16 protein-coding genes, 1 tRNA gene and 1 riboswitch are annotated in these 21,459 nt (G+C 63.1%); of the genes, 7 read left to right on the forward strand and 10 right to left on the reverse strand.

What is annotated here, in order from left to right; genetic code table 11:
* Positions 1-173 precede the first annotated feature (173 nt).
* Positions 174-743 carry a hypothetical protein gene (locus NEK97_RS13335; RefSeq protein ID WP_257370365.1) on the forward strand — a complete coding sequence of 190 codons (570 nt, stop codon included), beginning with the start codon at positions 174-176 and terminating at the stop codon, positions 741-743.
* 22 nt (positions 744-765) lie between these two features.
* On the opposite strand, the gene NEK97_RS13340 is transcribed toward NEK97_RS13335, so the two are convergent.
* The gene (locus NEK97_RS13340; protein WP_235520076.1) at positions 766-1,704 is read right to left on the reverse strand and encodes a LysR family transcriptional regulator; all 939 of its coding nucleotides are present in this window, start codon (positions 1,702-1,704) and stop codon (positions 766-768) included.
* Between the two features lie 241 nt (positions 1,705-1,945).
* Here NEK97_RS13340 and NEK97_RS13345 point away from each other — a divergent pair, with 241 nt between their 5' ends.
* Positions 1,946-3,064, forward strand: coding sequence for a PrpF domain-containing protein (locus NEK97_RS13345; RefSeq protein WP_235520072.1), 1,119 nt, complete (start codon positions 1,946-1,948; stop codon positions 3,062-3,064).
* 33 nt (positions 3,065-3,097) lie between these two features.
* Positions 3,098-4,528, forward strand: coding sequence for an SLC13 family permease (locus tag NEK97_RS13350; RefSeq protein ID WP_306673046.1), 1,431 nt, complete (start codon positions 3,098-3,100; stop codon positions 4,526-4,528).
* 155 nt (positions 4,529-4,683) lie between these two features.
* Here NEK97_RS13350 and NEK97_RS13355 read toward each other — a convergent pair whose 3' ends face one another.
* From NEK97_RS13355 to NEK97_RS13385, 7 genes are all read right to left on the reverse strand, one after another.
* A complete protein-coding gene (locus tag NEK97_RS13355; protein ID WP_257370366.1) occupies positions 4,684-5,523 on the reverse strand; it encodes an aldo/keto reductase in 840 nt (279 codons plus the stop codon).
* 121 nt (positions 5,524-5,644) lie between these two features.
* On the reverse strand, positions 5,645-6,091 hold the full coding sequence (locus tag NEK97_RS13360) for a hypothetical protein (protein ID WP_235520068.1): 447 nt from the start codon (positions 6,089-6,091) through the stop codon (positions 5,645-5,647).
* Between the two features lie 8 nt (positions 6,092-6,099).
* The gene (locus NEK97_RS13365; protein WP_257370367.1) at positions 6,100-6,741 is read right to left on the reverse strand and encodes a bacterial proteasome activator family protein; all 642 of its coding nucleotides are present in this window, start codon (positions 6,739-6,741) and stop codon (positions 6,100-6,102) included.
* Between the two features lie 95 nt (positions 6,742-6,836).
* Complete coding sequence (locus NEK97_RS13370) at positions 6,837-7,028, reverse strand: YbdD/YjiX family protein (protein ID WP_257370368.1); 192 nt, start codon at positions 7,026-7,028, stop codon at positions 6,837-6,839.
* Entirely contained in the window at positions 7,028-9,298 is a 2,271-nt protein-coding gene (locus NEK97_RS13375) for a carbon starvation CstA family protein (protein ID WP_257370369.1), read from the reverse strand. The genes NEK97_RS13370 and NEK97_RS13375 overlap by 1 nt, the downstream gene beginning before the upstream one ends.
* Before the next feature lie 222 nt (positions 9,299-9,520).
* Complete coding sequence (locus NEK97_RS13380; protein ID WP_257370370.1) at positions 9,521-10,063, reverse strand: PadR family transcriptional regulator; 543 nt, start codon at positions 10,061-10,063, stop codon at positions 9,521-9,523.
* A 29-nt stretch (positions 10,064-10,092) separates the two neighbouring features.
* Positions 10,093-11,076, reverse strand: a complete 984-nt coding sequence (locus NEK97_RS13385) for an NAD(P)H-quinone oxidoreductase (protein ID WP_257370371.1) — start codon at positions 11,074-11,076, stop codon at positions 10,093-10,095.
* Positions 11,077-11,178: 102 nt separating this feature from the next.
* Here NEK97_RS13385 and NEK97_RS13390 point away from each other — a divergent pair.
* The 4 genes from NEK97_RS13390 (at position 11,179) to NEK97_RS13405 (ending at position 17,625) form a co-directional block, all read left to right on the forward strand.
* Positions 11,179-11,269, forward strand: a tRNA-Ser gene (locus tag NEK97_RS13390).
* Positions 11,270-11,456: 187 nt separating this feature from the next.
* Positions 11,457-12,242: a VOC family protein gene (locus NEK97_RS13395; RefSeq protein WP_257370372.1), complete on the forward strand. Its 786-nt coding sequence runs from the start codon at positions 11,457-11,459 to the stop codon at positions 12,240-12,242.
* A 178-nt stretch (positions 12,243-12,420) separates the two neighbouring features.
* Positions 12,421-12,912 carry a septum formation family protein gene (locus NEK97_RS13400; protein ID WP_257370373.1) on the forward strand — a complete coding sequence of 164 codons (492 nt, stop codon included), beginning with the start codon at positions 12,421-12,423 and terminating at the stop codon, positions 12,910-12,912.
* Between the two features lie 180 nt (positions 12,913-13,092).
* Complete coding sequence (locus NEK97_RS13405; RefSeq protein ID WP_257370374.1) at positions 13,093-17,625, forward strand: ExeM/NucH family extracellular endonuclease; 4,533 nt, start codon at positions 13,093-13,095, stop codon at positions 17,623-17,625.
* 67 nt (positions 17,626-17,692) lie between these two features.
* On the opposite strand, the gene cycA is transcribed toward NEK97_RS13405, so the two are convergent.
* The gene (gene cycA / locus NEK97_RS13410; RefSeq protein WP_257370375.1) at positions 17,693-19,159 is read right to left on the reverse strand and encodes a D-serine/D-alanine/glycine transporter; all 1,467 of its coding nucleotides are present in this window, start codon (positions 19,157-19,159) and stop codon (positions 17,693-17,695) included.
* A 144-nt stretch (positions 19,160-19,303) separates the two neighbouring features.
* A riboswitch (glycine riboswitch) is annotated at positions 19,304-19,402 on the reverse strand.
* 74 nt (positions 19,403-19,476) lie between these two features.
* Positions 19,477-21,438 (reverse strand): FAD/NAD(P)-binding protein, encoded by a 1,962-nt coding sequence (locus NEK97_RS13415; protein WP_257370376.1) that lies wholly within the window; start codon positions 21,436-21,438, stop codon positions 19,477-19,479.
* Positions 21,439-21,459: the final 21 nt, after the last annotated feature.

The raw sequence follows: 21,459 nt of genomic DNA on the forward strand, positions 1-21,459 counted from the left end.
GGGTTCCTGCCACAGTTTAGGGACAACTGCGGGCAGAAACACGTCGAGGCCGACGGCGGGAGGCATGACAGCGCGCATGAACCCTTACGCTGTCTTGGAGGACGGGCAAGGCGCCATTGTCATCAGCCTCGACAACTACTGTCCTTGACGACGACCCAGGAGACATTCACTGCATGGAACCGTACGGACATCCGCCACCTCAACCGTTTCCCGGCCAGCATCACCAGCATCGCCCGCAGTACGACCCGCCACAGCAGTACGGCCCACCACAGCAGTACGGCCCGCTACAGCCCAAAAAGAAGAGCAAACTCGGGTGGATTCTCGGTGGCATCGGCATTTTCGTGCTGATCCTCCTGTTCGCGGGGTGCTCCGCCCTGGTCAACTCCATCAACGGCGGTGGGAGCCACGCCGAGAAGGCCAAAGCTGTCATGGCCGCGGCCGACAATGCACCGGAGGGCGACTGGGTTCTCACGCACCGGAGCGATCCGAAGGTAGAGGCCGGCTGTCTCTCCATCGACACCGCCTGCATTAAACTCCGGGCCGAGTGGAGGGTTGATCATCCCGTCAGCCTCAACGACGTTGCCACCCGCATAGGGATGGACGTCAGCAAATCGAAGCTGTCAGAGGACGGCTGCATCAAAGAAAACGACCCCGACGGAGGCGGCACGGACGAAGTATGCATAGTGGAAGAAGAATGGCCCGCGGACGGCTATCGGGTCATCCTTAACATGTCCCGGCGGTAGGCCGACGCAGCAAGCCCCTCGGCTACAGGTAATCCCCCGCGCGCTCACGCGCTATCTCCAGCAGGGTGGAGTGGAAGGCCACTTCCGCCGGTGCGTAAACCTTGTCCTGGCGTTGGGCCAGCAGTACCCGACGCAAAGGTGCGGCGGAACCCAAGCTGATAACCCTTACGTCAGGGTGTTGGAGTGCGACGGCGGTTTTGGGCACCATGGCCACGCCCATCCCCACGCTCACCATGGCCTGGGCTTCCTGGTAGTCGTTGGCCAGGAAGCCGATGGTTGGTTCGAACCCGGCTTCGTGGGCTGAACGTTGCAGCACTTCCACCACGGGGTGGGCCTCCGCCCGAACGATCCAGGATTCCTTGCGCAGCTCCTCCATTCGGATCTCTTCGCGCCCCGCTAGGGGGTGTCCGCGGGACACCAGGATCACCGTGCTCTCCTGGAAGACTTCAGTGACCCGAATCGAGTCATCCTGGAATCTGTTCCACGGGTAGTCCCAGAGGAGGCACAGGCCAGTGACGCCGGACTGCAGGTCCGATACCAGGTCATCGAAACGCGCACTGCGCACGGACAGGCCAATTGCCGGGTAGCGCTTTTTGAACGCCCTGATGACTACCGGGAGGAAGGATCCGGCAAGGGTAGGGAAGGTTCCGACTGTCAGCGACCCGCGCTTGAGTCCAGCGATTTGGTCCAGGTCCGATTGGGCCGCACGCATCTGGCCAACGATCTTGCGGGCGTGGCCAGCCAGCACTTGGCCCGCTTCTGTAGGGACCACCCCACGTGAGCGGCGGTTGAGGAGCGGTTGCCCCACTTCCTGTTCCAGTTTCCTCAGCTGCTGGGAAACCGCCGAGGGAGAGTAAAGCATGAGATCCGCGGCCGCGGTGATGGAACCTTGCTCAACAACCTCGACCAGCAGCGCTAGCCGTCGAATATCAAAAAGATCCTGGCCCTCATCGTTAAGCAACGGTTCACCCTTCCTAGGAATTCATTCATTCTATACAGGCTGCCGTCGATACCACGGGATAAAAGGGTTTTCAGCGGGCGTAAACGCCTCCCCCTTCGTCCATTCAGGACTGCTCGGCTAGTGAATGAAGCATTGCTTCATCCCACTCAAGATATCCAACATTGTCTTCAAATGTGATGTGCCTCAATCTCGAAGTATGCCCTTGAACGAGCCTGGGCGACAGAGAAGCAAGGAACTGACCATGAACATCGAAGCGGAATGGATGCGCGGAGGCACCAGCAAATGCTGGGTCTTCGAGAGCGGGCAATTCGGTGAGACTGAAACCAGTCCGGATGCGCTGCTCCCGCGGCTGTTCGGCAGCCCCGACCACCGGCAAATCGACGGTGTGGGCGGCGCGACGTCGACAACCAGCAAAGCGATGATCGTTCGCCGCCCAGCGGACGACGACGTGGATGTCGAGTTCACCTTCGCCCAGGTGGGAATCGAGGAAGCCACCGTGGACTGGGGCAGCAACTGCGGCAACTGCTCAGCCGTGGTGGGCTTGTATGCCATCGAGAAGGGCTGGGTCACACCCACCGGGGAGATCACCCGGATCGTCACGCGGAATACCAACACAGGCCAGATCATCATCCAGCGGATATCCACCCCGGCCGGGGCCCTCCCGATCGTCCCGCAGGCGGAGATGCCCGGCGTTCCGTTCCCCGGGTACCGGGTGGGCCTTGGTTTCCAGGACCCTGCCGGTAAAACCACGGGCCAGCTTCTTCCCACCGGCTCCCCGACGGAGACGATCACTGCAGGCGGGACACGCTGGACTGCTTCGCTTGTCGACGCCGGAGCGCCGGTAGTAATCGTCCGGGCCGAAGAGCTCGGCCTGGACCCTGAGCGCTACGACAGCTGGTTGGCCGGCGTCGAACTGCAATTGGAGACACTCGAGACGATTCGACGCCAAGCAGCAGTACGCATGGGGCTCGCCGCGTCCACCAGCGAAGCGGCACGGGCCATCCCGAAAGTCGCCATCGTCGCCCCGCCCGCCCAGTCCGACGCCGGCAGCGACGTCAGCGTCATGATGCTCTCCATGGGCAAGCCGCACCCCGCCCTCGCCATCACGGGAAGCATCGCACTGACGCTCGCAGCCGGCACACCAGGCACCGTTTTGTACGACATCACCGAACATGACCTTCGGCCAACCCTGAAGCTGCGGACGCCGGCCGGCGTGATCGAGACATGGAGCGAGGAAAAGGACGGTTCCCTGATCATTGGCGTGGATCGGACAGCCCGCACCATCGCAACCACCACCATCCACCTCCCCGAGACGCTCGACAACACCGTCGACGCCTCACTTGCCGGCGCTACCCGCTGAACAGCCAGCGCTACTCGATGAAGAGAGAGCACCATGACTAACACCGCAGAAAAGACTGCACCAAGCCCCACAGTTGAAGCGCGGCCCAAGCGCCGCCGTCGTATCCTGCTGGTGACGGCTGTCGCCATCACCGTCTTGGGTCTTGCCGCCCTCCTGTTCGGAGGTGTCCTTGGCAGCCCTGCGGCGGCCTCGGGATCGGAGCCGACCTTGACCGCAACGCAGATCATCCCGCTCATCATCCTGGTGGTGATGTTCGTGGTGGCAACCAAGTGGCCGCTCAACATCGGTGTGATGGGGCTGGTTGCTTCCTTCGGCGTCGGCTATTTCGTCCTTGGCATGTCCGACAAGGAGATCCTGGAAGAGTTCCCGGCCAGCATCGTGCTGACGATCATCGGCGTCACGTACTTCTTCAGCATGGCGCAGCGGAATGGCTCCATCGACATCATTGTGCAGACATGCGTCCGCCTGGTCCGCGGCAAGACCATGCTGCTGCCTTGGGTCTTCTTCCTCATGGCCGCAGCCCTGACTTCATTGGGCACGTTCTCCCCCGCAGCTGTGGCACTTCTGGCTCCGGCGGCGCTGGGGCTGGCCTATGAGTCGCGCATCCATCCCGTCCTCATGGGGGCCTTCGTCATCAATGGCGCCCATGCCGGAGGTTTCTCGCCCCTGTCCGTGGCTGGCGTATTGGTTCACGACATCGCCATGAAGAACGGCTTCCCGATCGACCAGGGGTCACTGTTCCTGGCAAGCTTCGCCCTGAACTTCATTCTTTCGGCGCTGACGATCGTACTGTTTGGGCTGCTGGGCAAACTCCGGGACAAGCACGCCAACGAGTACTCCGCGCTGGACACCCCGCGGATGGGACGCCCCAATGGACAGCAGTTCCTGACCCTGGCCCTGATCCTGGCAATCCTCGTGTGCACCTTGGGGTTCCACATGCCCATCGGCTTCGTTGCCCTGTCCGCCGGCCTTCTCCTGGCACTGGTAAACATCAAGGAGCACCAGACGTTCATCGGTGGCATTTCCTGGTCCACCGTCCTGCTGGTGGCCGGCATGATCACCTACGTCTCCCTGCTCCAGCACGTCGGCGTCATCGACACCCTCGCCGAGCAGGCACTCGCCCTGGGCGCACCCCTGCTGATCGCCTTGGTCCTCTGCTACGTCATTGGCGTCGGATCGGCCTTCGCCTCGTCCACCGCCCTGCTGACCGCCTTCATCCCGCTGGCGGGGCCCCTGCTGGCAACCAGCTCACTCAGCGCTTCCGGAACGGTCGCGGCCCTGGCGATTGCAGCCACGGTGGTAGACGTTTCGCCGTTCTCCACTGACGGCGCACTGGTAGTGGCCAACGCACGGGAGCACGACCGCCAGCGCGTCTACAAGCAGCTGATGATGTACGCCGGTGGAGTCGTCCTGGTTGCCCCGGCACTGGCTTGGGCAATCCTGGTACCCACCGGCATCATGTAGGCCTGCCGGAGCAATATCCGGCAAGCGCGGGAAGGCCCTGCACTCCATCGCAACAGGAAACCCGACGGACGGGCGCAGGGACTTCATGCGCTAAGGACAAAGGCAGGACGCTCACAGAGCGTCCTGCCTTTGGCTTACCCGGGAACGGGCGGATATCAGGCGAAGTCGGAGACCGCCGGGTCCGGACCGATGCGACCCTCAGAGCCGCGGTCCAGGCCGTTGATGGCCTCGACGTCGGTAGCGTCCAGCGTGACGTTCAGGGCGGCGAAGTTCTCCCGGATACGTGACTCGGTGACCGACTTGGGGATGACGACGTTGCCGATGGCCAGGTGCCATGCGATGACCACCTGTGCCGGCGTGGCGTCGTGCTTGGCAGCGATCTCAGCAATGGTGGCGCTCTCCAACAGCTCGCCACCCTGGCCCAGCGGGGACCAGGCCTGGGTCAGGATGCCCTTGGACGCGTTGAACTCGCGCAGCTCGGACTGGTTGAAGAACGGGTGCAGCTCCACTTGGTTGATGGCCGGCACTACGCCGGTCTCATCAATGATGTGCTGCAGGCCTTCCTTGGTGAAGTTGGAAACACCGATGGACTTGACCCGGCCGCGCTTCTGGAGCTCGATGAGGGCCTTCCAGGTGTCAACGTACTTTTCCTGCTTGGGCTGCTGCCAGTGGATGAGGTAGAGGTCCAGGGTCTCCAGGCCGAGGCGATCCATGGATTCCTCGAAAGCCTGCAGCGTGGACTCGTAGCCCTGGTCGGCATTCCACAGCTTGGTGGTGATGAAGATTTCTTCGGCGGAAAGGCCGGAGGAGGCAATGGCACGGCCGACGCCAGCCTCGTTGCCGTAGATCTTGGCGGTATCGATGTGGCGGAACCCGGCCTCGAAAGCCTGGCGCACCACCTTTTCGGCTACATCGTCTTCAACTTGCCACACCCCGTAGCCGAGCTGGGGGATGGTGTTGCCGTCGTTGAAAGTAAGTGTTGGTGACGAAGTCATGTTTGCCATACTGCCAGCACGGCGTATCGAAAAGCGCCAATTATTACGCAGATCAGCTATGCGCTTAACTTATTGCGTCCGAGGAATAAAGGCGCACGCCTGTAGTTGCGCACGCTGCACACTATGCGTCTTGGGAGAGTTCCCGCTCAGCGTCAGCGACCTGCTCGAAGACGGCCTCCGCGCGACGACGGACCGAAAGCGCGCCCACCGGCACCGGGCCGACCGCCAGCCTCAACATTGCCGCAGCTTCCGCTGTCGTCGCAAGGGAGTTCCCAGCCTTGGACAGCGCACGGTGCACGCCCGCCAGCGCGCCGGGAACATCCAGTCCGTCACTGGGCGAACGTCGTTGCGCCTCAACGCAAATAGCCCTGACACGCGGCGACAAACCGGCCAGTTCATTGGCGATCACCACCAGTTCGTTGTACAACTGCTCGTCATCTACGCCCTCAAGTACCTGGTGGTACCGGTCCAATCCCCGATGGAAGCGGTCGTGGGCGCGGCGCCAAAGCCCCTTGCCGAGCTCAACATCGTCTTTCCGCCCCTGCCGGACGGCCCCAAAGAAACCCACCCCCAGACTCAGAGGTACTGGCCCGGGCCGTGGTCGGGATCTTCGGGACGTCCCTGCGGAACGCCGGGCGCGGCGGCCCGCTGCGGTTGCCCATTTTCCCCGATAACGATTCCCGGAGCGATGACGGTTCCAGGTGGGAGCTGCCGCAGGTGCATCTGGGCGGCTGCGTGTTCTTTGGCGGCTTGTTGGGCCGCAATGGCGGCCTGGATCCCATGGAAAAGACCCTCAAGCCAGCCCACCAGCTGGGCTTGGGCGATGCGGAGTTCGGCGTCGGAAGGCGCCTTTTCCTCCGGGAACGGAAGGCTGATGCGCTCCAGTTCCTCGATGAGTTCCGGCGCAAGCCCATCTTCGAGTTCCTTGATGGAGCGTTCGTGGATTTCTGCCAGGCGTCCGCGGGCAGCATCGTCCAATGGTGCTGCCTTAACTTCTTCCAGGAGCTGCCGGACCATGGTGCCGATCCGCATCACCTTGGCGGGCTCGTCCACCAGTTCGTGGAGGCCACCGCTCCTGGGCTTGGCATCGTCCGCAGGTTGCCCTTGAGTCTGTGGCTGGCCAGGGGCCTGTGCCTCGCCCTCGTCCAGCATGGTGCCCTCCACGGGGGTGTCGTCCGAAGCCTCATCCTTGGGCTGAATGTCGTTCAGATCGCTCATTGGTTCATACTCTCATGTGGTTCGGGCGAACCCAGGTCCGAGTCATCATTTTTGGACTTCGTTCGTAGCGAAACAGGCGACCACCGGCGCTGGTGTCAGCAGCACCTTCCCTGCGGGTTGCTGTCCTGCCGGTCCATCCGGTCCCGCCAGAACTCGCGTTCGGTCATGGCGGGACCGGCATGGCCGGTAGCAGCGAAATGCTCAAGATACTTCGCGTACGCATCAGCACCCATAAGCGAACCCATGTATGCCGCGAAGCCCCGGAAGCCGTTGGCGATGGCGTTCATCAGTGGTGTCCGGCTTTCTCAGTGCGTTTCCCAACGGGTAGCGCGTTCCATTCGGCGAGCAAAGCCTTCTCCGCCGCAGTGGGGATCAGCCCCGCGGGGGCGAAGACCTTTGAAGGGACAGCCGGGTCCTCGTGACCCTGTCCCCCACCGGCGCGGATGGCTTTGATGGTGGCCAGGAGGGCGGTGAGAATCACGATGATGCTCAAGACCACAAAGATCACTGACAGCCACCCCTGGATAGCCGTATTCCGGATCACCGCTTCCATGGCCGCCACCGATTTGGCGGTTCCGAATTCCGTCTTCCCATCAGCCAAGGCCTTGGAGAACGCCTGGTTGTTGGCAAAGTATCCTACGGCCGGGACGGGCGAGAAGATCTTATGGAAGCTGGCCGTAATGGTGACGACGGCGGCGAACGCCAACGGGACAGCGACGATCCACAGCCATTTGAAGGTGCCCCGTTTGGCCACAATGGCCATGCACACCGCCAAGGCGATTGCGGCGAGAAGCTGGTTGGCAATACCGAACAGCGGGAAGAGGGTGTTGATGCCACCCAAAGGATCCGTGACACCCATGATCAGCACCGCACCCCAGGCTGCCACCATGATTGCCGTGCACAACCACGCACCGGGCCGCCATGAGGCTTCCTTGAACTTGGGAACAAAGTTGCCGATGGAGTCCTGCAGCATGAACCGGGCAACACGCGTGCCCGCGTCCACTGCGGTCAGGATGAAGAGTGCCTCGAACATGATGGCGAAGTGGTACCAGAAAGCCATCATGCCGGGGCCGCCGATGAACTGCTGCATGATGTGCGCCAGGCCAACAGCCAGCGTCGGGGCACCACCGGAGCGCGAGATGATGCTCTCCTCGCCCACGTCCTTCGCTGTCTGGGCCAGGACGTCGGGGGTGATGTTCACGTTTGCCAGGCCCAGGCTGTTGACCCAGGTGGCTGCGGTTTCAACCGTGCCGCCGGTCAGGGCCAACGGAGCATTCATGGCGAAGTAGATGCCGCGATCGATCGAGATCGCTGCTACGAGCGCCATGATGGCCACGAAGGACTCCATCAGCATGCCGCCGTAACCGATGAAGCGCGTCTGCCGCTCCTTCTCGATCAGTTTGGGGGTGGTGCCCGAGGAAATGAGCGCGTGGAACCCTGACAGCGCGCCACAGGCGATGGTCACGAACAGGAACGGGAACAGTGCACCGGAGAAGACCGGCCCGTTCTCGCGGCTGGCGAACTCGCTGAACGCCGGCACCGTGATTTCCGGACGGACCACGATGATGGCAAGCGCGAGCATCACGATCACGCCGATCTTCATGAACGTCGACAGGTAGTCCCGCGGCGCAAGGAGCAGCCAGACGGGCAGGATCGCGGCGATGAACCCATAGATGATGAGGCCCCACGCGATGGTCACCTTATCCAGGTGGAAGAAGGCCGCACCCCACTCGGTGCCAGCCACCGCACCGCCGCCAATGATGGCGGCCATGAGGAGCACGAAACCGATGATGGACACTTCCATGACCTTGCCCGGCCGGATAAAGCGCAGGTAAACGCCCATGAACAACGCGATGGGGATGGTCATGCCGACGGAGAACACACCCCACGGGCTCTCACCGAGGGCGTTGACCACTACGAGCGCGAGGATGGCCACGATGATGATCATGATCAGCAGCGTGGCGACCAGCGCTGCGGTACCTCCAATAACACCGAGTTCTTCACGGGCCATTTGGCCCAGGGACCGTCCACCGCGGCGCATGGAGAAGAACATCACCAGATAGTCCTGCACCGCGCCGGCAAGAACGACGCCGAGGATGATCCAGATAGTGCCCGGCAGGTAACCCATTTGGGCCGCGATGACAGGTCCTACCAGCGGGCCAGCGCCTGCAATGGCAGCGAAGTGGTGGCCGAAGAGCACGTTGCGGTCTGTTCGGACATAGTCCTTGCCATCCGCCTTGTACTCAGCAGGAGTGGCCCGGCGGTCGTCCGGTTTGAGCAGGTACCGCTCAATGACCTTCGAGTAGAACCGGTAGCCGATCAAGTACGTGCACACCGCGGCGAAAACGAACCAGATGGCATTCACTGTTTCGCCACGGACCAACGCGACCATGAACCATGCCACCGCCCCAAGGAGCGAAATCGCCACCCAGAGCCCAATCTTGGCCGGCGTCCAGTTACGCTCTTCAGCCTCACTAACGGAATCATCCACGGCCGGCGATGGCAGTGTGGGATCCAGTCCTTCCGCGAGTCCGGTTTGGTCAGGAACCTTGCCCATATCTCCTCCTTGAGAACTGCTGCGGTGATGGGAAATGCTGTTGTGGCGAAAACCGCGGTGGGGACCGCTTCGCCACGTGCCTTCCAGCACAGTAACAACTGCTACCGACAAGTAAAGGCCGTACACGCGTGCGGGACCCTGGCCCGCGGTGAGCGGTCACAGCCATGCGACGGACGACCATTCCTGGACGCCCAGCAAACTCGCGCCTCGCACCGGAAGACGCTAAACCGCTCCCGCGTTGCCCTGCGCCTGGACCATCCGTGCCTCACAAAGGTCCAGCCAGCGCACCTCCGCTTCGGCCTGGAAGATCAGCGAGTCCAGCACCAGCAGCCATGCAGTATCGGACGATCGCTGATTGGCGGAAACCGCCTTACGGGCCTGCGTATGTTCCTGCAGGGCACGGAGTGACACTTCGCGCTGTGACTGGATCACTTCCGAGGCGTCCACACCAGGAAGGGTAACGGCGAGCGCCAGCTTGATGGCGATTTCGTTCCGCGGCGGACTGCCCCGGTCAACCGCCCCCGCGAACCAGGCCACGACTTCCTCAGCCCCGGCGTCAGTGATGCTGTAGACGACGTGGCCACCGCCGTCGTCGCCGTCCTTGCTGACCAGGCCGTCACGCTCCAGGCGGTCCAGGGTGGTGTAGACCTGCCCGATGTTCAGCGGCCAGGCGGCAGCTGTTCGGTCCTCGAATTCGACCCGCAGCTCATAGCCGTACCGCGGCTGGTCCTGGAGCAGGGCCAGCAGGCTGTGCCGGATGGACATTGGACTCCTTGCTGCGGTGGATTGACTGGTCAGAGCAGAAGCAGGACCTTGCCCACGTGGTCGCCGGAGTCAAAGTACCGGTGCGCGTCCTGCACTTGGTCCAGCGGGAAGGACTTGGCCACCAGGGGCCGGATCCTGCCATCGGTGATCATGGGCCATACGGACTCGCGCACGGCGGACATGATGATGCCCTTCTCGGCCACGGACCGGGGCCGGAGGGCCGTTCCGATGACGGCCGCCCGTTTGCTGAGGAGCTGCCCGAGGTTGATGTCCGCCGTGGTCCCGCCCTGCAGCCCGATGACGATGAGCCTGCCGTAGTCGGCAAGGGCGTCAATGTTTTGCTGCAGGTATTTGGCGCCGACGACGTCGAGGATCACGTCAGCGCCTTTGCCACCGTTTTGTGCCCGAAGGCTTTCAGCGAAGTCCTCTTCGGTGTAGTTGATGGCGATGTCGGCGCCCAGGAAGGCCTTGGCGGTGCCGACCTTCTCGTCCGTGCCGGCTGTGGCCGCAACTTTTGCGCCGTAGGCCTTGGCCAACTGGATGGCCATGGTGCCGATGCCGCCCGTTGCCCCGTGGATGAGGACCGTCTCACCGGGTTGCAGTTGGGCGGTCATGATCAGGTTGGAGTACACGGTGGCAGCAACCTCGGGCAAGGCGGCTGCGGTGATGAGGTCCACGCCGTCGGGAACCCGGAGCACTTGCTCGGCTGACACCGCGACCTGCTGGGCGTAGCCGCCACCGGAAAGGAGGGCCACAACTTTGTCTCCCACGGAGAATGCCTTGGTGACGCCCGGACCGAAGGCGGCGATGCGGCCGGACACTTCAAGCCCGGGAATCTCTGAAGCCCCGGGGGGTGGCGGGTAGAAACCGCGTCGCTGCTGGACATCTGCCCTGTTCAGGCCTGCGGCCACGACGTCGATCAGGACTTCGCCCTCACCCGGCACCGGAGCAGGGACCTCCCGGACCTCGAGGACTTCGGGCCCGCCTGGCTCTGAGATGTAGACGGCTTTCATGACGAACTCCCGGTTTCTTGCTTGTCCGCCGGCCCCGGGGCGGGGACCGGACAGACGTGATGTTTTGGAACAGCCAACTCCCTATGAAACACTACTAGGCGAGGAAGGTTGTCCGAGCGGCCTAAGGAGCTGGTCTTGAAAACCAGTGTGCGGTAACCCCGTACCAAGGGTTCAAATCCCTTACCTTCCGCCAATGAATGCCCCGGGTTCCAAACCCGGGGCATTTTTGTGCCCGTGGTCCCAGTGCGGCCGGGCTAACTGAGAACCTGCAACCGGAACATCATTGAAACTGTCAGACCCCCCGCATAGTGTTCTACCTGTCTCCACACCTCTGACCTAAACCGCAGCTTTACCGCGGAACTACAACAGGAGCCTGACCTATGCCTACGCCTGACATCACCCCCGGCGCACCGTGCTGGATCGATCTGATGACGTCCGATACAGAGAAAGCCAAGGAGTTTTATAACGCCCTCTTCGGCTGGACGTACGAAGCCGGCGATGAGGAGACGTACGGCGGCTACATCACCGCATCCAAGGACGGAAAGCTGGTGGCCGGCATCATGCAGAAGCGAGCTGACATGGGTGCCATGCCGGACCTCTGGTCCACCTACCTGCGCACGGATGACATCAAGGCCACCACGGAATCCGCAGCGGCCAACGGCGGCCAGGTCTACATGGAGCCAATGGATGTTCCGGAGCAAGGCAGCATGGCCATGTACGGCGATTCCTCGGGCGCATCCATCGGTGCCTGGCAATTCGGTCAGATGAAGGGTTTCGAAGTAGCTGCAGAACCGGGCTCACCGGCGTGGCACGAACTCCTTGCCAAGGACTACGACTCAGCCGTGTCTTTCTACCAGAAAGTCTTCGGCTGGGACACGAATGTCATGAGTGATACCCCGGAGTTCCGCTACACCACCCTGGGCGCAGGAGACAACGCGAAGGCGGGCATCATGGATGCCGCCGGCGTACTCTCTGACGAAGTACCGTCCATGTGGAGCGTCTACTTCGCGGTTGAGAACACCGACGCCACAGTAGAGCAAGCCCTCGCCCTGGGAGCAACAGTCATGCATGCCGCGGAAGAAACACCGTTCGGCCGCCTGGCGACGCTCATTGATCCCACCGGCGCAGTATTCAAGGTCATCCAGGACCTGGGCCAGTCCGCTTAGACTTTTGATTTCCGGGTGGTGCCCGGCGCCTCCTACCCAGGGGCGCCCGGCTCCACCCGCCCACCGCCGATCCTGGGGGATCGTTCGGCGTTGGTGCCCTGACCGGTCCCTCATTGTTTGGCCGCAGAGTGGGCATCCACGATCTCCCCCTGCGGTCCTTGGGGAACGAGGACCTGAGTTGCAGCACCTTTCACAAACCATCAAAGCCACCGCCGTGTTGTGCTTGGCGACCCTGGCCCTGTCGGGTTGTTCGCTGATCAGCAGCGGGGACGCCAAGCGGGACGAGTCCGGAAAACCCACCGAAACATCTGTTGCGGATGCCTTCAAAGTGAAGGTGGGCGACTGCATCGCGGAGCCTTCCGGCACTGAGGTCAAGGACGTGTCCATCATTCCTTGCGAGCAGGAACACGATCTCGAGGCGTACGCGGCGAAGAACATTGTGGCCGACACCTACCCGGGCCAGTCCGAGGTTGAGAAGCAATCCGAAGAGTTTTGCGGTTCCGAGTTCGCAAGCTTCGTGGGCGTGCCCTTTGATTCATCAACCCTGGAACTGACCTACTTCTACCCCACTATCGATACGTGGAAGGCCGATGACCGCGAGATCGTCTGCCTGATCGGCGGCGCGTCCGGCGCAGCTACGTCCGGGACCCTTAAGGGCGCCGCCAAGTAAAGAAGGACAGTGGGGGCACTCTCCGGACACCACTGGTCCACTTCCCATTCATCCGTTCGTGTTCTGCTACGTCTGAGGCAGCTTTACCCCGGAGTAACTTCCGGGAACAGCGCCCACTTCACAAGAAGGTGGGCGTCGTCCACAGGGCCATACAGGGCTCCCTAATGAAAGTTAGAGCGGATGCACCAACACCATTGGAAATTACTGGCGGGAACGGCCTTGTCGGCGGGGTTGCTTGCAGCCCCGTTGACGGCTGTCCCGGCCATGGCGGCGGACGATCCCGCCACGCTGGCGGGCACATCGCCGGTGGTCATCAACGAGGCCTATCTCAGCGGCGGAAGCAGCGGCGCGGCCTTCAAGAACAAATTCGTGGAGCTCTACAACTCCTCCGACGCGCCCGTCAGCTTGGCTGGCTGGTCCTTGCAATACCGGTCGGGCACCGCCACCGCAGCACCGACGGGAATCACTCCGTTGACAGGGAGCATCCCGGCCAAGGGCTACTTCCTGGTCCAAGGGGCCAGCAACAGCGCCTCCTCTACGGCGCCGGCCCTCCCCACGCCGGATGTTCAGGCTTCCGGAACCCTGAACCCGAGCGGAACCACCGGGACACTGGTCCTGGCGAAGCAGAGCACCGCCGTGTCCCCACTTCCCGCGGGTTCAGTGACGGCCAACGCCGCCATCGCCGATCTCCTGGGTTACGGAACGTCCAACACTTTTGAGACTGCGCCTGCAACGGCTCCCGCCAGTAATTCAGACGTCAAGAGCCTCAACCGGACCAACGGCGTTGACACCGATTCCAATGCCGCTGATTTCACCCTCAGCGCCACCATCACCCCCACGCCTTCGGCTGGCACCACGCCGCCCACCGATCCTGGGCCGCAACCGGGTATCAAGACCATCGCGGAAATACAAGGCACCGGCACGGCCAGCCCGTTAGTCGGCAGCACGGTAACCACCCGCGGCAAGGTCACCGCCGTTTACGCCACCGGCGGGTTCAACGGCTACTACGTCCAGACCCCCGGCACCGGCGGCGACGCCGCAGGGGCGGCCAGGACGGCGTCGGACGCTTTGTTCGTCTATTCACCCACGACGGCGGCCACGGTCCAGCCGGGCGACTACCTGGAACTCACCGGCGCGGTCAGCGAATTTGCCAACCAAACACAGATCACAGTGGAAGCCGCGGGGCTGAAGAAGCTCGCCGAAGCGGCACCCGAGGTCAAGGCCACGCCGTTCGCGTTGCCGGCGAACGAGGCCGCCCGCGAGAGCCTCGAAGGGATGCTTGTCTCGCCTCAGGGTGACTTCACGGTTACGGACAACTACTCCCTGAACCAGTACGGCGAGATTGGCCTTGCCGCCGGTAAGTCGCCGTTGGTCCAGCCGACGGCGGTGGCTGCTTATGGCTCCCCCGAGTATGCCGCCGTGGTGGCAGATAACGCCCTGCGCGGCATCAAGCTCGACGACGGCGCGTCCACCAACTTCCTCAAGGACGCCGCCACTAAGGCCCAGCAATTGCCCTACCTGACCCCTTCGGACCCCGTACGTGTCGGTTCGCCCGCCACGTTCAAGACCGATGTCATCCTGGGGTACGGGAACAATTCGTGGAAGTTCCAGCCGCTGACGGCGCTGAGCCCCGCAAACGCCGCGTCCGTCCAGCCTGCAACCTTCTCTTCCACCCGCCCCGAAGGTCCTGCAGACGTGGGTGGCAGTCTAAAGCTGGCCTCCTTCAATGTGCTGAACTACTTCCCCACCACGGGTGACCAACTCACTGGCTGTGTTTTCTACACCGACCGCGACGGCAACCCGATCACCGTCAAGGATGGCTGCAACGCCCGCGGCGCTGCCAACGCAGAGAACTTCGAGCGCCAGCAGGCCAAGATCGTTGCCGCGATCACCAAATCGGGCGCCGACGTCGTGTCCCTCGAGGAGATCGAGAACTCGGCCCAGTTCGGCAAGAACCGCGACGACGCCCTGTCCAAGCTCGTGGAGTCCCTTAACGTCAAGACTCCCGGCGTGTGGGATTACGTGCGCACACCAGCGAACGCTCCCCCGCTGAGCGATGAAGACATGATCCGCACCGCATTCATCTACAAAAAGGCCGCGGCCGAACCTGTCGGCGAGTCCATCATCCACAACGACACCGTGGCTTTCGCCAGCGCCCGTAAGCCACTGGCTCAGGTGTTCAAGCCGGTTGGCGGCAGCGATGACAAGAAATTCATCGCGATCGTGAACCACTTCAAGTCCAAGGGCTCCGCAGCGACCCCGGACGATACCGACAAGGGCCAGGGCGCCTCCAACGTTGCCCGCACCAAGCAGGCCGAATCCCTGCTGGCTTTCTCCAAGGACCTCCAGGCCTCCAAGGGCACTGACAAGGTCTTCCTGATCGGTGACTTCAACGCCTACTCCAAGGAGGACCCCATCAACGTCCTCACCGGCGCAGGGTACACCGACCTTGAGGTCGGCACCGGAAAGCACTCCTACCTGTTCGGCGGCATGGTGGGCTCCCTCGACCACATCCTGGCGTCCCCGGCAGCCCACAAGGTTGTCACGGGAACCGACATCTGGAACATCAACTCCGTGGAGTCAGTGGCGCTGGAATACAGCCGGTATAACAACAATGTGACCAACTACTATGCCCCGGACGAGTTCCGGGCCAGCGACCACGATCCCGTGGTCGTGGGCCTTAACCTGACTCCGGACGCGCCGGCCACCGTTGACCTGCAATTCCTGGGCATCAACGACTTCCACGGCCGGATCGACGCCAACACGGTGCTCTTTGCCGGAACGGTTGAGAAGCTCCGTGCAACAGCAGCGCCCGGCGCGACTGCCTTCATTTCCGCGGGCGACAACATCGGCGCTTCCCTCTTCGCATCCTCGGTTGCGAAGGACCAGCCCACCATCGACGTCCTGAACGCACTTGAGCTGCAGGCCTCCGCTGTGGGCAACCACGAGTTCGACGGCGGCTGGTCAGACCTGCGCGACCGCGTCATCGCCGGAGGCAACAACGCAAAGTTCGCCTACCTGGGCGCCAACGTTTACCAGAAGGGCACCACCACCCCGGTCCTGCCGGAGTACAAGGTCCTGGACATGAACGGCATGAAGGTAGCGGTCATCGGCACGGTCACCCAGGAAGTTCCTTCCTTGGTAACCCCTGCGGGGATCACCGATCTTGAGTTCGGCGACCCCGTGGACGCCATCAACCGGGTGGCTGCGAAGATCAAGGCCGAAAAGCTGGCGGACCTTATCATCGTCGAAAACCATGACGGCGCCGCTTCCGGTACCCCCGAGGGCGCCACGTTGGAACAGGAAGTTGCCGCGGGCGGCCCGTTCGCCAAGCTCGTCAACGAAACCACCCCTGACGTAGCTGCCATCTACACCGGGCACACCCACAAGGAGTACGCCTGGGACGCGCCCGTACTTGACGCCAACCGCCAACCCACCGGCAAGACCCGCCCGATCGTGCAGACCGGCAACTACGGCGAGAACGTGGGCAGCGTAACGCTCACCGTCGACACGGCAACCAAGTCCGTCACCGCCTACAAGGCAGCAGTCGTGGACAGGACCACCGAAACCGCTGAAAGCCTCGTCGCGGCCTACCCGCGGGCGGCCGCAGTGAAAACCATCGTGGATAAGGCCCTGGCCCAGGCTGCTGAAATCGGCAACCAGGCCGTGGGTGCCGTGACCGCCGATATCACCACAGCATTCACCCCGGACCCTGCCGGAGGCGCCCCCAAGCGGGACGACCGCGCCAGCGAATCCACGCTGGGCAACCTGGTAGCGGACTCCCTGGTGGACACGCTCAAGGCGCCCGAACTCGGCGCGGCGGAAATCGGCGTCGTCAACCCCGGCGGCCTGCGCAACGAGCTGTACTACGCGCCGGATGGCACCATCACCTACGCCGAGGCCAACGCGGTCCTGCCGTTCGTGAACAACCTGTGGACCACGTCCCTGACGGGTGCACAGTTCAAAACGCTCCTGGAGCAGCAGTGGCAGACCAACCCGGACGGTACCGTACCAAGCCGCCCGTACCAGCAGCTGGGGGTGTCCAAGAACGTCAACTACACCTACGATGCTGCCCGTCCTGCGGGTGACCGGATTACCGGCATCTGGGTCAATGGCGCTGTGATCGACCCCGCAAAGCAGTACAGGATCGGTACCTTCAGCTTCCTGGCAACCGGCGGTGACAACTTCCGGGTCTTCAAGGAGGGCAGCAACACGAAAGACACCGGCCTGGTGGACCGTGACGCCTGGATCAAGTACCTTCAGGCGCACAACCCCGTCTCGCCGGACTTCGCGCGCCGCTCAGTTGCTGTGGCAAACTCCACCGCAGCCGAGGTCAAGGCTGGCGAATCCATCACGCTGGCGGTCTCCAAGCTGAACCTGACCTCCATCGGCAGCCCTGCGAACACCTTGCTGAAAGCGGTCTTTATCGACGCCAAGGGCGCCTCCGTGGCACTCGGGGACGTCCCGTTATCCGCCGGCGCGGCGACCGTCAACGTGAAGGTGCCCGCTGCAGCGGCCGCAGGTACCGGCACCCTGGTGCTGACCGCCGTCGAGTCCGGAACGGTGGTGAAGGCCCTGGTCAAGGTGGCAACGAGCGGACCCAACCCGCCGCAGTGCACCCCGCCCACCAAGCCGTCCAAGTGGTACGACATTGTGGGATGGCTGCGGTACGGCATCGAATGGTTGCAGTACCAGAAATGCCTGAGGGGCTAAGCGCCCAGTAGCATGCCCCCAAGAGACAGGCCCCTCACGATTGGTTCGTGAGGGGCCTGTCTTGTGGTTACTTGTTTGCCGGCTCCGGGTCCTGGACCCTGGCAGCATCGCTGCGCAGCTCGGCCTGGAAAGCGGCGTACCGGGCCAGGTGGGCCGGACGGCGTCGGAGTACCGCCCAAGCGACCCCCAAAATCACGAACCACAGGGGCGTTGCGAGCAACGCCGCGAGCGTGTCCGGCTGGGTGGTCAGCGCCCACAGCACGAAGGCAAAGAATGCGAACACCACCCACACCATGGCCACTCCACCCGGCATCTTGAACGCCGAAGACTCGTGAAGGTGGGGACGGCGCTTCCGGAACGCCAGGTAGCTGGCCAGGATGATCGACCACACGAAGACGAAGCAGACGGCAGACACGGTGGTCACCATGTCGAACGCCTTGCCGACGTCCTGGCCGGCGTACATGAGCACGACGCCGGACAGCAACAGGACGCAGGACAGAAACAGTGCGTTGCGGGGTACTTTGCGTCCGGAGAGCGCGCCGAAGACCTTGGGGGCATCGCCTTCCTGGGCCAGGCCGAACACCATGCGGGACGTGGAGTAGATCCCGGAGTTGGCTGAGGACATGGCGGAGGTGAGGACCACCAGGTTGACGATCGTGGCTGCTGCGCCCAGGCCGGCCAGTGAGAACATGGCAATGAACGGGCTGTGACCGGCAGCGAACTGGGTCCACGGGGTGACTGACATGAGGATGATCAGCGCGCCCACGTAGAAGAGGAGCACGCGGATGGGAATCGAGTTGATGGCCTTGGGCAGGTTCTTTTCCGGGTCCTTGGCCTCGGCCGCAGTAGTGCCCACCAGTTCGATGCCTACGAAAGCGAAGACCGCGATCTGGAATCCGGCGACGAAGCCCATGAATTCGTTCGGGAAGAAGCCTCCATGGCTCCAGAGGTTGGTGAAGCTGGCGGGTCCGGCGTCGGACTGGAAGCCACTGAAAATCATGAACAGGCCAACAATGATCAAGGCCGCGATGGCGACGATCTTGATGAGGGCGAACCAGAACTCGGTTTCGCCGAATGCCTTCACCGTTGCCAGGTTCAGCAGCAACAGGATGCCGATGGTAATGAGACCCGGCACCCAGAGGGGAAGGGAAGGCCACAGCTCCTGCGAATAGCCTGCGATAGCGATGACGTCCGCGATCCCCGTGATGACCCAGCAGAACCAGTATGTCCAGCCGGTGAAGAAGCCGGCCCAGGGGCCCAGGAGGTCAGCTGCGAAGTCGCTGAAGGATTTGTAGTTCAGGTTGCTGAGCAGCAATTCGCCCATGGCACGCATGACGAAGAACAGCATGAAGCCGATGATCATGTACACGAAGATGACGGACGGGCCGGCGGCGGAGATGGTCTTGCCGGAGCCCATGAAGAGGCCTGTTCCGATTGCTCCGCCGATGGCGATGAGCTGGATGTGGCGGTTGCTGAGCTGGCGCTCAAGATGCGGTGAATCGGTACCGGTTGAGGGTGGGCGCTGAATCGTCAAAGGAACTCCATCGTTCAGGCGGCACTGGGTGCCACAAGATTCGGGTTCCTCCCCGCTCTGTAGATGGACCTGAGAGTTTCCGCAGGCGTGGGCCTGCTTGCACCTTCGGTGAGCCCGGCGTTCCGGACTGCTTTCCAGAGTTGCCTCGCCGCGGCGGTACATGGGCCTGAGAGATTCCTGGGGAGGGTTTGCTCCTACGGCGCCTGTGGTGATGTACCGGCAGGGCTCTCCCGCCGCGGATCAAAAGCGCGCACCACCAGTTCGGTGATGCAGCTCACACACTAACGAAGGCCGGGCGGCACTGCAACCCTGGGTCCTCAGCGGGCCAGAATGCTACGCGCAATCTCGTCGGCGTCCCGCAGGGTCCGCTGTCCGCTGGCATAGGCCTGCCCGGTTCGGGGCCGGGCCTCCGCCGCGATGGCCGTGCCCCACTGTGAGGCGGACAACTGTAGGCCCAGCACGTATAGGTTTTCGGTGACCGCCCCGTTCGCCGCCAAGGGCCGGTAGGGATGTGGCACGACGTCCAAACCCGTGGTCTGCATCGGGGTACCTTCGACGCTCATCATGATCTTGGTTCGGACCAACCCGTCAGCCATGAGCTGCTCCAGCAGCGGTGACATATTGATGCCCACCCTGTTGGCAGGCGACATCGCCTCGATCAGGGTCCGGGCTTCCACCGGCGCGTCGCGCACCCACGGCGAAACCGCACGGAACAGTTTCGCGCTCCGGTCCACACTGAACTTCGGGTCCGGGCCAACAAAACTTACGACGCCGGCCCGCGCCAGTGCGGCCAGCTGCTCCGAACGCAGCGCGGGTGCCCCACTGGCCAGCCCCTCTACGAAGGACTCAAACCAGCCGCGAAGCCCTGCCAACCAGGATTCGTCGGTGATGCCGCCATCGGCCACCACCGATTTCAGGATTGCCCGACCGGTGTGGAGTGCTCCGATGGCCATCTTCACAGGGTCCGATTCGCCCAAAGCCGATCGGCGCGCGTCATCATCAAGGTATGCCGTGATGGCCGCGTCCAGCTCCCGCCTGGACGCAAAAGTACGCCCTGCCAGCGGCGCGGCTAGCCCGCGAAGATTCAGCCGACGGGACGCGACGACGTGCTTTTCCACGAGATCGCCCACGTCGTTCTCCCACTTCGCTGTGGTGTGCGCGTGCGGTTGGAGTGCGTCCTCGAGGTCCGCCAGGAACTGCGCGGGGTCCTTGATCGCAGTGGGTTGTGAGCGGGCCAGCGTTGAGTAATACGCCCACAGCGCATCACGGTGCAGCAGCGGCCAAAGATCGTGGTCGAAACCGGGCTGGATTCCGGCCGCGCGAAACCGGTCCACGGCGTCTTCGGTCAGGTAGCGCATGGTGATGCTGCTGGGGTAGTAACCCGCCAGCCCCGCCTTGGCCCGGTAAGGGGTGCCCCGCCGGGAGGCAGCAATAATCCTGGGTTCCCGGCCCGATGCCCGATACTCCAACACCCCTGCCCCCGGAGAACCGGCCTCGACGAACTTCCCGCCGCGGCCCTCCGTCAGCTGTCCCATGACGTCGAAGAAGTTCAATCCCATTCCGCGGATCAGCACCGGCTCGTTATCCGGCACCGCCTCCCAGTCAACGTCGGCGGGTGGCGCCGGCGGAAAATAGAGCAGTCCTTGCTCCTCCGCCGCGCTCTTGAAAGACCTTTGCTCGGGATTCAGCCGGGACTCGATATGACCTAACGCGAGGACCACGGAGCCGACGGTGAGGGTGGCACCGTTGGCGAGTTCGACGTCGAACGCGTTTTTTGTTCCGTCCTTCACCGGTCGCGCCGCGACGGCGGAGGTCTCATGGAACGTGACCTTGACGCCGTCGGGCAGCCGCTCGAGCAAGCCATCCAGGGTCTGGCGCAAGTACCGCCCATACAGGGCACGGCTGGGGAAGTCATGCGATTCGAGGGTGGCAAGCTCCGCCTTTTCGGCGTCGTCCAGTCCCAAGCCATCACGACGCCGGGCCTCGCGCCACTTGTCGAACGAACCACCGGCCAGCGGAGGAGCGAGCTCAGGGTCCTCCGGGATGAGCGTCGGATAAAACGACTGGGTGTTCATCAGGTAGAGCCGGGACTGCCCCGGCTGCCACACGTGGCCCGAACCCGCGGGGAAAGGATCCACCACGTCGATGTGCAGGGTGGCCCCCGACGCGCGCACAGCATGACCCCCGGCAGCCCAATTCGCGAGCAACCGCTCAAGGACGCTGGTGCCCCGGGGGCCAGCCCCCAGCAGGGCAACACGGTTGGTTTCGGATTTAGCCACGCTCAAGCCTAACTTCTGCGT

The sequence above is a fragment of the Paenarthrobacter sp. UW852 genome, assembly GCF_024608385.1.
GTDB lineage: Bacteria > Actinomycetota > Actinomycetes > Actinomycetales > Micrococcaceae > Arthrobacter.